General features: G+C 63.6%; 11 protein-coding genes, 1 tRNA gene and 1 other RNA gene. 4 read left to right on the plus strand and 9 right to left on the minus strand.

Annotation, left to right across the window (positions count from 1 at the left end):
- Positions 1–90 precede the first annotated feature (90 nt).
- The 4 genes from AC1TPF_RS01170 to ffs all read right to left on the minus strand — a co-directional run bounded on the left by AC1TPF_RS01170 (position 91) and on the right by ffs (position 4,307).
- Positions 91–1,434: a glycosyltransferase 87 family protein gene (locus tag AC1TPF_RS01170; protein WP_482142291.1), complete on the minus strand. Its 1,344-nt coding sequence runs from the start codon at positions 1,432–1,434 to the stop codon at positions 91–93.
- Between the two features lie 38 nt (positions 1,435–1,472).
- Positions 1,473–2,816 carry a glycosyltransferase 87 family protein gene (locus AC1TPF_RS01175; protein ID WP_482142292.1) on the minus strand — a complete coding sequence of 448 codons (1,344 nt, stop codon included), beginning with the start codon at positions 2,814–2,816 and terminating at the stop codon, positions 1,473–1,475.
- A 31-nt stretch (positions 2,817–2,847) separates the two neighbouring features.
- Positions 2,848–4,128 (minus strand): aspartate aminotransferase type Ic, encoded by a 1,281-nt coding sequence (locus AC1TPF_RS01180; RefSeq protein ID WP_482142294.1) that lies wholly within the window; start codon positions 4,126–4,128, stop codon positions 2,848–2,850.
- An 82-nt stretch (positions 4,129–4,210) separates the two neighbouring features.
- Positions 4,211–4,307: signal recognition particle sRNA small type (gene ffs, locus AC1TPF_RS01185), an RNA gene on the minus strand.
- A 93-nt stretch (positions 4,308–4,400) separates the two neighbouring features.
- Here ffs and AC1TPF_RS01190 point away from each other — a divergent pair.
- Positions 4,401–4,489, plus strand: a tRNA-Ser gene (locus AC1TPF_RS01190).
- An 89-nt stretch (positions 4,490–4,578) separates the two neighbouring features.
- On the opposite strand, the gene AC1TPF_RS01195 is transcribed toward AC1TPF_RS01190, so the two are convergent.
- Positions 4,579–5,613, minus strand: coding sequence for a DNA polymerase domain-containing protein (locus AC1TPF_RS01195; RefSeq protein ID WP_482143983.1), 1,035 nt, complete (start codon positions 5,611–5,613; stop codon positions 4,579–4,581).
- Positions 5,610–6,650, minus strand: a complete 1,041-nt coding sequence (locus AC1TPF_RS01200) for an ATP-dependent DNA ligase (protein ID WP_482136993.1) — start codon at positions 6,648–6,650, stop codon at positions 5,610–5,612. The genes AC1TPF_RS01195 and AC1TPF_RS01200 overlap by 4 nt, the downstream gene beginning before the upstream one ends.
- A 33-nt stretch (positions 6,651–6,683) precedes the next feature.
- On the opposite strand from AC1TPF_RS01200, the gene gluQRS reads away from it, so the two are divergent.
- Together gluQRS and AC1TPF_RS01210 are read left to right on the plus strand one after the other, a co-directional pair.
- Positions 6,684–7,601 carry a tRNA glutamyl-Q(34) synthetase GluQRS gene (gene gluQRS / locus AC1TPF_RS01205; protein WP_482142296.1) on the plus strand — a complete coding sequence of 306 codons (918 nt, stop codon included), beginning with the start codon at positions 6,684–6,686 and terminating at the stop codon, positions 7,599–7,601.
- A 135-nt stretch (positions 7,602–7,736) separates the two neighbouring features.
- Complete coding sequence (locus AC1TPF_RS01210; RefSeq protein WP_482142298.1) at positions 7,737–8,387, plus strand: RDD family protein; 651 nt, start codon at positions 7,737–7,739, stop codon at positions 8,385–8,387.
- On the opposite strand, the gene tgt is transcribed toward AC1TPF_RS01210, so the two are convergent.
- The 3 genes from tgt to AC1TPF_RS01225 form a co-directional block, all read right to left on the minus strand.
- A complete protein-coding gene (gene tgt, locus AC1TPF_RS01215) occupies positions 8,388–9,650 on the minus strand; it encodes a tRNA guanosine(34) transglycosylase Tgt (RefSeq protein WP_482142300.1) in 1,263 nt (420 codons plus the stop codon). It lies immediately after the preceding gene.
- Between the two features lie 67 nt (positions 9,651–9,717).
- A complete protein-coding gene (locus tag AC1TPF_RS01220; protein ID WP_482142302.1) occupies positions 9,718–12,063 on the minus strand; it encodes an MMPL family transporter in 2,346 nt (781 codons plus the stop codon).
- A 47-nt stretch (positions 12,064–12,110) separates the two neighbouring features.
- The gene (locus AC1TPF_RS01225) at positions 12,111–12,734 is read right to left on the minus strand and encodes a TetR/AcrR family transcriptional regulator (RefSeq protein ID WP_482142304.1); all 624 of its coding nucleotides are present in this window, start codon (positions 12,732–12,734) and stop codon (positions 12,111–12,113) included.
- Between the two features lie 171 nt (positions 12,735–12,905).
- On the opposite strand from AC1TPF_RS01225, the gene AC1TPF_RS01230 reads away from it, so the two are divergent.
- The gene (locus AC1TPF_RS01230) at positions 12,906–13,409 is read left to right on the plus strand and encodes a hypothetical protein (RefSeq protein ID WP_482136987.1); all 504 of its coding nucleotides are present in this window, start codon (positions 12,906–12,908) and stop codon (positions 13,407–13,409) included.
- Positions 13,410–13,524 lie beyond the last annotated feature (115 nt).

Genomic DNA, 13,524 nt, shown 5'->3' on the forward strand with positions numbered 1-13,524 from the left:
GACGGCCGCGGGGTCGGCCAGTTGTTGCCTGACCCGACTCGTGTGCTGATTACTCAGACCGACCACCGGTGTCCAGATCAGAAGCCGTCGCTAGTCGCGCAAACTGTCCCGGACCGCGACTTCGACCGGTTCAGGGGCAGGTTTCGGTGTCCGCAGCCTCCGGAACTCTGCAGGCCCCCAAAGAACCAGTGTCGCCAAAGCCGTGACCCCGAAGACCCACAGATACGGCTCGGATGAGAACCACCGCAGCCAGTCCGGGAACGGTGTCATGAACATGCCCGTCCCGTAGAACGGTGTGAATCCCATTGCGCCTGCGGGCAGGTGGTTGCGCCAGGTGAAGGCTGTGGTGAACAGCGCCGCCGGGAGCAACAGCGTCACCGGCAACATCCAGGTCCTCCCGGAGCGCCACGCCGCGATGGGCAGGTGGACCAGGTAGACGAGCAAGGGCACGAACCAGACCCAGTGGTGTCCCCAACTGAACGGGGAGACCGCGGTCGCCGTCATGCCGGTCAGGCACAGCGCCAGGAGTTCCTGCCCATGCCGATGCGCGAGGTAGGCCGCGCCCATCCCGACAACAACCGCGACGACCACCAGCACCGCCCACAACACCTGGTTTGGATTGACGGTTTTGAACGCCGTGGCGAGCGCGCCCTTGATCGACTGATTGCTTGGTGCATCGATCGGACCGACGCGTTCGGAGTTGATCACCCGATCGGTCCAGTACTTCCACGATTGCCCAGGTGTCACCAGGAACCCGAGAACAATCGTGCACACGATGGTGACGGCGGCAACCACAATCGCGCGCCAGCGTCGGGTGACCGCGAGGTACAGGACGAAGAAGCCCGGGGTGAGTTTGATGCCAGCCGCGAGACCGACGCCGAGCCCCTTGAGCCGACTGCCATCTGGCCGCAGCAGATCCCACAGCACGATCGCCATCAAGAAGACGTTGATCTGTCCGTACCAAATGGTGGTCCGAACCGGTTCGAGCAACGTCGAGCAGCACACCAGCGCCGCGGAGACCACCAGCAGCCGCCAGTCGACGCGGTAACCGAGGCTCCGAAATGACGCGACGATCACGTAGAACAGGGCCGCGAAGATCAGTGCGGTCCACACCAACTCGGCCATGGAAACGTCCAGCCAGGCAAACGGCTGGAAGACGATGGTCGAGAACGGGGTGTAGGTGTACAGCAGCCCGTTCGGCAGCATCGGGGCCTCGTACAGCGGTTGCCCGTGCATCAGGTGCAGTGCGCCCTGACGGTAGACATGCAGGTCGACCTGGTTTTCGAAGAGGCCGAAGACCTTGGTGTCCAGTGGGATGAAGGTGACCTGGACGTAGACCGCAAGCAGAGCAGCGACCACAAACCCGGCGAGCAACCAGGAACTGGTCGGGAAACGAAGACGCGTCGAAGAAGGCGTGGCGTCGTCAGTGGGCACTTCTCCGCCTTCCCCCAGCAGTGACTTCGCCAGAGATATTAGCCCGGCAGCACCCGTTCGGCCCTGCGGCTTGCCGTGAGGCAGATCACGCTGACGACAGCGACCACCAGGAACATCCAGTTGTAAGGGTCGTAGGTGAACCACCGGAGCCAAGTGATCCCGAACTTGTGGAACAGTCCGGTGAAGTAGCCGTCGGGTAGAACCCGCTCGATCTGCAGCACCGGATGGTCCCGGTAGGTACGCCAGACGAAGGTGGTGAGCAGCATCGCCAGCGCACCTACCGCGGCGAGGATCCGGAGCGCAGGCGTCCGCGCCGACAGCACCAGATGCACCACGATCACCAGCATCGGAACCACCCACACCCAGTGATGACCCCACGACATCGGCGACACCACCGTGCCCGTCATCCCGACCAGTGTGATCGCCAGCAGCTCGTGGCCGGCGCGATGGGCAAGTGAGGCCCCGACCATGCCGAGCACCAGCGCCGCCAGCGCCAGCGTGCCCCATACGAGGATGTTCGGGCTGTCCGTCTGCCCCAGGTTCGCCAGGGCGCCGCGGATGGACTGATTGCCGACGGTGTTGGGAGCTCCCACCCGCTCGGAGTCGATGAACGTCCCACTCCAGTACTTCCACGAGTCCCGCGGCATCACGAGAAAACCGAGGACCACGGTTCCGACGAGTCCGGCACAGGCAACGACCACCGACCGCCAGTTCCGGTTGATCGCCAGATAGAAAACGAAGATCAACGGCGTCAGTTTGATGCCTGCCGCGATCCCGACACCCAGACCGCGCAGCCGACTGTCCTTTTCGCGCAACAGGTCCCACAAGATCAACAGCATCAGGAACACGTTGATCTGGCCGTACCACATCGTCGTGCGCACCGGCTCCATCAACGTGGAGATCAACACCAGCGACATCGCCATCGTCCGCACCGACCAGGTGATCCGATAGCCGAGATTCTTGAAGCTGAGCGTCATCACGAAGTACAGCGCGATGAAGATGCCCGCCATCCACACGACTCGGGCCATCTCCACGGTCATCAACGCAAACGGAACGAAGACGAACACCGACGCCGGGGCATACGTGTAGTCCATGACACCGACGAGCTTTGCCTCGTACAGCCGGTGCCCATCGATGACGGCCTGGGCACCCTGCCGGTAGACCTCGAGGTCGAGCTGGTTACCGAACAGACCCCAATAGGGTTCGTCCAGCGGGACCGCGAGGTGCTGTAGCCAGATCGCCAGCAGTCCGAGGACCACGGAGACCACCACGACGGCGGCGGGCCACGGCACGGTCCGCTCCGGACGGGGTTCTCCTGCGGTTTTCTCCGTGTGCGACCCTGCGGTGACGGACTCGGGGTCCATCGGATTGCGCTCGCTCAACGACCTGTCCGGTCACCACACGCGTGCATGGTCAGCTCTGCTGTTCGAGTAACTGCTCCGCCGACGCGAGCAGGACACAGGTCGCCACGCCGTCCATGGCCGCACGAAGCTCCTCGAGGCCGGGGAACGTCGGGGCCAAGCGGATGTTGCGGTCGTTCGGGTCTTTTTTGTACGGGAACGCCGAGCCGGCACCCGTCAGCGAGATCCCGGCTTCCTTGGCCAGCGTGATGACCCGGGCAGCGGTGCCGTCGATGACGTCGAGGCTGATGAAGTAGCCACCTTCGGGTTCGGTCCAGGACGCGACCTTGGCGCCGCCGAGCCGTTCTTCCAGGATCTGCAACACCATCGCGAACTTCGGCACCAGCAACTCACGATGCTTGGCCATGTGGGCCCGGACGCCATCGGCATCGATGAAGAAGCGAAGGTGACGCAGTTGGTTCAGCTTGTCCGGACCGATCGTCTTGATCGATACGTGGCGCTGGTACCAGCCCAGGTTCTCGGCGGACGAACCGAAGAACGAGACACCGGCTCCGGCAAAGGTGATCTTGGACGTCGAGGCAAGGACCAACGGCCGGTTCGGGTTACCCGCAGCGGCCGCGAGTCCGAGAACATCGATCGGGGCCGGGGGCTCGTCGACGAGGGTGTGCACGGCGTAGGCGTTGTCCCAGATGATGCGGAAGTCGGGAGCCGCGCTCTTCATCGACATCAGGCCGCGGGCGACCTCGGGGCTGTAGGTGGCGCCGGTCGGGTTCGAGTACGTCGGCACGCACCACATGCCCTTGATCTGGGGGTCCGATGCGACCAGGTCCGCGCAGAACGCGACGTCGGGACCGTCGTCGTTCATCGGCACGGTGATCATCTCGATCCCGTAGGACTCGGTGATCGCGAAATGACGGTCGTAGCCGGGCGACGGGCACAGGAACTTGATCGGGCCGTGCCCCCACGGCTCAGCGGAATCGGGGGTGCCGTGCAGAAGGCCGAACACGACCAGGTCGTGCATGATCTCCAGGCTGGCATTGCCGCCTGCCAGGAGATTGTCGGTGGGGATACCGAGCAGTTCGCCGAAGATCGCGCGCAGCTCGGGCAGACCGGTGACGCCGCCGTAGTTGCGGGTGTCGGTTCCGTTGCCGTCGCGGTAGTCGTCGGCACCGGGCAGTGACAGCAGTTCGGCCGACAGGTCGAGTTGCGCGGGGGACGGCTTGCCTCGGGTGAGGTCCAACTTGAGGCCGGCATCGACGAGCGCTTGATACTTCGCACGCAGCTCGGATTGGGTGGCGGTCAGCTGGTCAGCACTCATCGAGTGGAAATTCACTACGGCCTTTCCCGGAACGGCCCCGCCCCGGAACTGTGGTTGCGCGGAGGTACGCGCAGAACAGCGGATCTTCTCGGTAACAAAGTAGGGGACCCCGCGCACCCGGCAGAGCCCGCTGACCCTTGCTGCCTTCCGGCCCTGGGGGAGTTCACAGGATGCTCGCCGCGCGGGATCCAGAAACGAGTGTAGCGGGCCGACCGCAGAGAGCGAAAACTTACCCACTGAGCAGCCCGTTTTTGGTGAGTCCGCCTGTAGCCGGTAAGCTGCCGGACGGAGGATTCGCCTAGTGGCCTATGGCGCTCGCCTGGAACGCGGGTTGGGTTAATAGCCCTCAGGGGTTCGAATCCCCTATCCTCCGCCAGAAGGTCGAAACATCGAGATCGCCCCGCATTTCCATGCGGGGCGATCTTGCTTTTCAGGGGGCCTCGACCGTCCCGGCAAACGGATGGGTCAGGTGTCGTTCCTGGCGCGTGATGGCTGCACCCGTTTGGGTTCACCCGGCATCTTCGGATAGCTCGGCGGATACGGCATGTCCCCCAATCCATCTCGTTCATCTCGCGCCACCAGTTCGAGGAGTGGTTCGAGACTGCTGCGATGAGAGTCGATGTCGGACATCGGATCACCGCGCTTGGCCAACAAGGCCGGGACAGTGGCGATGGTGCAATCCAGCGGATCGACGTCAGAGAGCTCATCCCAGGTGACCGGTGTCGAGACCGTTGCCGTTGGGGTGCGGCGGGCCGAGTAGCCGGCCGCCATGGTCCGGTCGCGCGCATTCTGGTTGAAGTCGACGAAGATCTGTTCCCCGCGCTCTTCCTTCCACCACGACGTGGTGATCGCCGAACTGTCACGGCGTTCGAGCTCCCGGGCCAGCGCGATGACGGCCCGCCGGGTCGAGATGAAGTCCCATTTCGGTTCGATCGGCACGAACACGTGCAGACCGCGACCACCCGAGGTCTTCGGATAGCCGTGCAACCCCAGCTCGTCGAGTAGCGGACGCAGTACGTCGATCGCCACCCGGCGCGCGTCCGAGAAATCGGTTCCGGGTTGCGGGTCCAGGTCGATGCGAAGCTGATCGGGGTGATCGTTGTCCGGTGCGATGGTGGGCCATGGATGGAACGTGATCGTTCCGAGGTTGGCGGCCCAGACGATGTCCGGTGCGCTGGTTGTCCGGATGGCATCGGCCTTACGCCCCGACGGGAATGTGATCGAGGTCGACTGCACGTGCTCGGGACGTTTGGCCGCGACCCGCTTCTGGTAGATCTCCTCGCCCTCGATCCCATCGGGGAAGCGCTGCAGGAACGTCGGGCGATCACGCAGTGCGGTCAACAGCGCACCCTGCAGTGCAACGGCGCGGTAGTACCCGACGAGATCGCGTTTGCGGCCACCGTTCTCACCGAGTTGCGGAAAGTAGATCTTGTCCGGATTCGACAGTCGCACAGGCGTTCCGTCGACATCGAGTTCCTCAGCCGGTGATCTGGCCATCAGTTCCGTCCCTCCAGTACGTCGAACAGGTCGTAGGTCAACGGCACCTCGAGTTGGTCGTAGCCGCAGCTCCCCGGCTCGCGATCCGGACGCCAGCGCACGAACTGGACCGTGTGGCGAAACCTTTGCCCTTCCATCTGGTCATAGCCGACCTCGACCACAAGCTCCGGACGGATCGGAAACCATTGTGCGGAACCCTTTTCCTTCCACCGGCTGGGTTCACCTTCGGCGACGTTGTCCGGGTCCAGGCGCATCGGTTCGAGCAGTTGCTGCAACTCGATCCGTTTGGCGTCGGAGAACGCTCCGGCCCCGCCGACCATCCGCAATTCCCCCTCGTCGTACAGGCCGAGCAACATCGAGCCGAGTCCCGTTCCACTCTTGTGGACGCGATAGCCGATCACCACGCAGTCGGCGCTGCGCTTGTGTTTGACCTTGACCATCTCGCGTTTGCCCGGGACATAGCGGCCATCAAGACGTTTACTGACCACTCCGTCGAGGCCGGCGCCCTCGAACTCGGAGAACCATTGGCGCGCCAGCTCGGCATCGGTGGTCACCCGGCTGACCCGGCAACGACCGGCGCCGGGTATCGCCTCGAGCAGCGCCGCCCGACGGACCGAGAACGCCTCGCTCGTCAGGTCCCGGTCCCCCACCGCCAGCGCATCGAAGCCGATGAACATCGCCGGGGTCTGCTCGGCGAGCATCGTCACGCGGGACTTGGCGGGGTGGATCCGGATCGACAACGCATCCCAGCTGAGGCGCCGGACGCCGCCCAGATCCGCCTGGACACCGATCTCGCCGTCGACAACAACCTTGTCGGGCAACTCATCTCGGGCCGCCTCGATCAGCTCCGGAAAGTAGCGGCCCAGGTCTTTGCCACCGCGCGACCCGATGACGACCTCATCGCCGTCACGGAAGATGATGGCACGAAATCCGTCCCACTTGGGCTCGTGCGACCACACCTCGGCGCCGGGTTCGTCAGGAATCTTTACCGCAGCCTTGGCCAGCATCGGCACCACCGGCGGCATCACAGGGAGGTCCATGACGGTCCATACTTCCACTTGTAGGCTCGTGGGGTGGACTATCGCGGCGGTGGACGGTACGCGCCGTCACCGTCAGGTGACCTGCACGTCGGTAATCTTCGAACCGCGCTGTTGGCCTGGATGTTTGCCCGAACCACCGGCCGGACATTTCGGATGCGGATGGAAGACCTCGATCGGGTGGCGGCCGGATCCGCGGAACGGCAACTCGCTGACCTCGCCGAACTCGGCATCGACTGGGATCCGCCGATCATGTGGCAGTCCCAGCGGCTCGCCAACTACAACAAGGCGATCGCTGAACTGCAGAGCCGCGGCCTCACCTACAACTGCTACTGCACCCGGCGCGAGATCCTGGAAGCGCCGTCGGCGCCGCACGGCCCCGCGGGCGCGTACCCCGGGATCTGCCGGAATCTGACAACCGCTGCGGAGCAGGCCCACCTCGACGCCGGACGACGACCGGCGATCCGACTGCGCGCCGACGTCACCGAGTTCACCGTGTCCGATGTGCTCAAAGGTCGGTTCACCGGCCCGGTCGACGATTTTGTGTTGCGCCGCGGCGACGGGATCCCGGCCTACAACCTCGCGGTGGTCATCGACGACAACGCGCAGGCCGTCGATCAGGTTGTCCGCGGCGACGACCTACTGAGTTCGGCGCCCCGGCAGAGTTATCTGGCAACAATGCTCGGGCTGACCCCTCCCTCGTACGCACATGTCCCGATGGTCTTGAACACCGAGCACAAACGGCTGGCCAAACGCGACGGCGCCGTCACCCTGGCCGATCTGGAGGTCGGCGGCGTGGACACTCAGCGTGTCCTGTCGCTGATCGCGAACTCGTTGAATCTCGCGGATCCCGGCGAGGCGGTCTCCGCCGACCTGATGCTCGCCCGGTTCGTTCCGGCAAGCCTGCCATCCGAACCGTGGATTCTCGATCCTGCAGACCTACTGCGCCGCTGACGCATAGGCGCTGGTCGACGGTCATTCAATCGGGATATCTATCGGTTCGGCTCTCGTTTCAGCCGACACTCCCGGCTTAAGGTCACTCATCAAATCGACAACCGACGGGGGCATACCCCGCGAGAGGACGTTCCCATGAGTGGCCCCCAGTACCCCGGATCCGAGCCGCATCCAGGCCCGAGCGCCAACCCTCCCCCGCTACAAAAACCGGGTTCCTACCCGCCACCGTCGAACGGCGGATCTCCCTACGGGCAACCGGCAGCCCCCTACGGCGGACCAGGTCCCCAGTACGGTCAGCCGGGGCCGCAACCCGGCCCCCAGTCCGGCCCCGGCACCGCGGCCGATGTGGGAATCCGCCTGGCCGCCAGGGTCATCGACTGGTTCATCGTCGCGATTCCGATGAACATCATCTACACGGTGCTGTTCTGGGTGGCCCCGTGGTTCATCGCACTGGCCGTGGGTTTCGTGCTGTCGTTCGCGGCGTTCGCGTATTTCGTCTACTTCGAGACCCGGCAAGAAGGCGCGACCGTTGCCAAAAAGCTACTGAAGCTCAAAGTTGTTGGTGCGCACGGCGGAATTCCGACAATCGACGAATCCGCCAAGCGCAACGCCTGGATGCTCGTCGGCGTCCTGGCCTGGTTGCCGGTGTTCTTCCTGCCGCTGTTCCTCGGCTTCATCTGGATCGGGCTGGCCGTCTCCATCGCCGTCACGATCAACAGCGACCCGCGCAATCAGGGGTGGCACGACAAGTTCGCAGGCGGCACCTCGGTCGTCAAGACCGCCTGATCACTTGGCCGCGGCGCCCGCGTAGTACCGGCCGAGGAACTCGTCCCGGAACTCGAAATAGTTGCCGTCGATGATGGCCTGGCGCGCCCGCTCCACCAGCGTCACGATGAAGTGTTCATTGTGAATGGTGCAGAGTGTGGCCGCCAGGCCTTCTTTGGCCTTGAACAGGTGATGAATGTACGCACGCGTGTATTGCGTTGTGTAGTTCTGCATTTCAGGGTCCAGCGGCGTGAAGTCGCGGCGGAACCGACTGTTGGTCACGTTGTAGCGACCATCGAGTGAATAGATCGCACCGTTGCGTGCCACGCGGGACGGCGAGACGCAGTCGAACGTGTCGATACCGCTTTCGATCGCGGTGAAGATGTCGTCGGGTTCGCTGATACCGAGCAGGTGCCGGGCCTTGTCGACCGGCAATTCCTCGTTGACCCACCGGACGATGGTGCCGAGATTCTGCTTCTCGAGTGCGCCGCCGATGCCGTAGCCACCAAAACCGCGGCCACCTTCGGCGACATCTTTTTCACTCATCGTCACCAGGTCGCGAGCCGCTTTGCGCCGCAAATCCTCGTACTGCGCGCCCTGGATGACACCCCACAGCGACTGCAACGGACGATGGCTGCGCTCAGAGGTGAGCCGATTGTGTTCGGCCAGACAGCGAATCGCCCACAGTCGGGTCCGCTCGAGTGAAGTCTCTTGGTAGGCGCGGGTATTCATCAATGTGGTGAGTTCGTCGAACCCGAAGATGATGTCGGCGCCGAGCTGATGCTGGATCTGCATCGAGACCTCCGGCGTGAACCGGTGGGTCGAACCATCGAGATGCGACTTGAACGTCACACCGTCATCGTCGACGCGGGCCAGTCGTTCCTTGCCCTCGGCGATGACGTCATCGTTCTGCATTCCGGTGAGGTCCATCGCGATGACCTTTTTGAACCCGGCTCCCAGCGACATGACCTGGAAACCACCGCTGTCGGTGAATGTCGGTCCGGGCCAGTTCATGAACTTTCCGAGACCACCGGCCTCGTCGATGATGTCCGGGCCCGGCTGCAGGTACAGGTGATAGGCGTTCGCGAGAACCGCCTGCGCACCGAGGTCACGGACGGCTTCCGGCACAACCGTTTTGACGGTCGCCTTGGTGCCTACCGGAACAAAGGCCGGCGTCTGGATGTCCCCGTGTGGGGTGCTGATCACACCGGTGCGGCCGAGGGTGCCGGGCAGGGTGGCCCCGACCGTGAAAGTACGGTCGGGGCCTTCGTCGATATCGCTCACCGCTGCATCCTCGCAGCCGGTGACCCTGCCCGGCAAAACAGACGCCTGCGCCGGGATCTGACGCGGGTCAGATCTTCACCTCGGCATCCGCCTCGCGGGACGCCTCCTCGGCAGCCAGCGTCTTGTTCAGCTTTTCGCCTTCGATGTCGACGTCGGGCAGAATCTTGTCCAGCCACTTCGGCAGCGACCATGCCTTGTCACCGAGTAGTGCGAGCACTGCCGGGATCACGGTCATGCGGATGACAAAGGCATCGAAGAAGACCGCTGCGGCCAGCGCGAAACCCATCGCCTTGATGAAGACCATGTCTTGCAACATGAATGCGGCAAACACCGAGATCATGATCGCGGCTGCCGCAGCCACCACCCGGGCGCTGTGACTGAAGCCGTCGACGATGGAGTCCTTGGCAGACTTCCCGTGCACGTAGGCCTCCCGCATACGACTGACCAGGAACACCTGATAGTCCATCGCCAGGCCGAACACGATGCCGATCAGGATGATCGGCAAGAAGCTGACCAGCGGTTGCGGATTGCCCACCAGCCCCAGGTCACCGTTGGTGAAGATCGCCACCGTGGCACCGAAGGTGGCACCGATGCTGAGAAGGAAGCCCAACGCGGCGGTCAACGGCACCAGGATCGACCTGAAGACGATCATCAGCAAGATGAACGCCAAGCCGACGACCACGATCAGATACGGGACGAGCGCCGACGAGAGCTTGTCGGAGACATCGATCTCGATGGCGGTCTGGCCGGTGACGCCGTAGGTCAGCCCGGCACTGTCGGTAACCCCGGATTCCATCCCTCGCAGTTCCTTGACCAGGTCCGTGGTTGCGTCGTCTCCGGCAGCACTGTCCGGGATCACCGAGATGATGGCGGTTTCGGTGTTGCTGCTGATGTCTCCGGGGCTGATCACGGCAGCCGAGACATCGTCTACCCCGCGGATCTGGTCGACCAGACCGTCGAAAGCCTCGATCCGCTGCGATTCACCCTCGACACCGCTGCCGTCGACGACCACCACAAACGGATTGTTCACGCCCGGCCCGAAGCCTTCGGAGACCATGTCGTAGGCCTGGCGCTGTGTGGTGCTCGGATCACCGTTGCCATCGTTCGGCAACCCCAGTTTGAGTCCGGTCATCGGGATCGTGATCAGCGCCAGCAGCACGATGCCACCGATGGCGAAGACAGCCGGGCGCCGGACGACCTGATTGATCCAGCGCTGACCGTTGTGGCGGCGAGCCGGGTCGTGCGGTGTCACATCCGGCGGGTTGAGCGACTTGATGCGTCCGCCGAACACCTTCTCGCCGAAGATGCCGAGGATGGCGGGCAGGAGGGTCAACGCGACGAGAACGGCGACCAGGACGGTGCCTGCCGCGGCCAGACCCATGGCTGTCAGGAACGGGATGTTGACGATGAACAGAGCCGCCAGGGCGATGAACACGGTGGCACCGGCGAACACCACTGCCGAACCGGCCGTGCCGACAGCTTTACCGGCAGCTTCGGCGCGGGTCTTGGACCGATGCACTTCATGCCGATACCGCGACAGAATGAACAGTGCGTAGTCGATACCCACCGCCAGGCCGATCATCGTGGCCAAGATCGGGGTCTCGGAGCTCAGGTCGAAGAAGAACGTCGCTGCGGTGACGCCCATCATGCCGATGCCCACACCGATGATCGCGGTGATCAGAGGCATGCCCCACGCCACCAGCGATGCGAAGGTCAGGATCATCACGATGGCACCCACGGCGACACCGATCAGCTCGGACGTCATACCCATTGCCGCCTGGGGCAATGCGGTGCCTGACATCTCGACGGTCAGACCACTGGCACGAGCCTGGTCGGCAATCTCATCCATCTGGGTCTGGGCGGTTTCACTGACGTCGGCTGCTGCCTCGACATCAAACGCGGCGCCCAACTGGACCATCGTGGCGTCGGCATTGATCGGCGAGGTGACCTGCGCGTCGGCCTGCGCCTCCTCCGGCGAGGTACCAAAGGTCTGCTCGTTGAACTGCACCACCGCATCGCGACCCGAACCCGGGTTCTGCTGCGTTCCGTAGGTGTCGAACGGATTCGCGATCGACTCAGGCGCCTTGACCCCGTCGAACTGCTTCATCTGATCGACCATCGTGTTGATGGCGGCCTGATACTGCGGGTCGGTCAGTTTGGCACCTTCGGGTGCCTGCACCACGTAGCTGATCGCGATGTTCTCAGAGAATTTCGGCTTCTCCGGGAAGGCCTCGACCATCTTGTCCTGGGCCTCGACCGAAGAGACACCGGGAATGGTGAAACTCTCCGAGGTCGGCTTCGACAGGGTCGCGGCGGCCACGCCCATCCCGACAAGCACCAGCAGCCAGATCGCCACCATCTTGAATTTGTTCAGATAGGCCCATCTGCCTATCCGGTAAAGATATGTAGCCACGTGCGGGGCTTCCTTCCATCGGGATTTTCGTTCAGGAGGTTTTGGGGTCAGGGATGGGCGGGGCCCGGCGCCGGTCCGGAAAAACCGGCCTTGGTCACCGCGAACGCCTCACCGAGGAACTGCCGCAGATCGTCGTGCGGAGCGGTTCCGTCGGTCCACATCTCCAGAGCCACGCGCAGAGTGCAGAGTGCGTTGGTGAAGACGAGCCGTTCGAAAAGCCCAAGCGCAGTTGTCGGGCCGCGCGCGGAGACGACCTCGGTGAACCGTTCCTTCTGCACATCGGTCATGTCGCTGTGCTCCTTGTGCGCGACCAAGGTCGGCTCGGTCTCGAGCAGTCGGATCAGCGTGGCGAACTGGCCCGGTACCGCGTCCGTGTCGCAGGCAATCTCAGTCAGCCCGTATTCGACTGCATCCCAAAGGGATTCGTCAGCCGGTCGGGATTCGATGTGGTCGGCCATCCGGCCGAGGACAACGCCGACAAAGTAGATGAGCGCATCCTCTTTGCCGGTGAAGTAGTTGTGAAAGGTCCGCGCCGAGACGCCGACCTCAGCCGCCACGGTGTCGACTGAAACCGACTCCAAACCACCATCAGCGGCATGACGGAGCACCGCGGTCGCCAAGGCGAGCCGCGTGGCGGCCTTCTTGGATTCACGAAGTCCCATTTGCTCCATGCAACCCACCGTACGGAAATTGCAGTGCCCTGCAAATTTTCTGCGGGGTGCAAAATTGATGAATAGGTCACACGCCAGGAGTGTTGGTGACCCCCGTCACCAACCGCGGAAGTTGGAGGCCTCTTGCGACTTTCGGCGAGCAATCACCAACGGTTCGCTACGGTTGGCGGCATGCGCGTAGCGATCTCCAAACTCCTCGGGGCCACGATTGTTGCCGGAGGTATGGCGATGGCGCTGACCGCCTGCTCCGACGACGATTCGGCACAATCTGATGACTCGGCATCGTCGTCGGCACAAGCGGTTGCCACCGAGACCTCGGCTGCGATCCCGCCGGCGACCGGCAGTGCGGCCGTTCAGAACTCGAACGCGCCCGCCGTTCCGGGCCCGTCGTTGCCGCCGGCAACCTCGATCCCGGAATCGAAACTGCTGCCCGACGTCGATGGCGCCCGTTGCGACACCGTGAACGGGCCGGACGGGGCGTTGCACGTCATCATCCTCGAAGGCAGCTCGATCGACTGCGCCGTGGCGATGCCGATCGCCGAGGAATACGCACCCATGATCGCGACCGGCAAACCCCAGCAGGTCCAGGGATGGGACTGCGGCCCCTCACAAACCCGCGGAGTGCTTTCCAGCTGCACCAGTGGTGCTGACACCATCTCATTTTCGATCGAATAGCCCACGGCGACTCCACCTTCACCTGGCGTCCACTTCGAAGCAGTTTAGAAATCCAATATTTTTGGAAACCCATCTACATCTGGTGTGGTCACGAAGCCCCTGTGCCCGCCAGAAC

This window comes from Williamsia sp. Y853, from assembly GCF_056786495.1.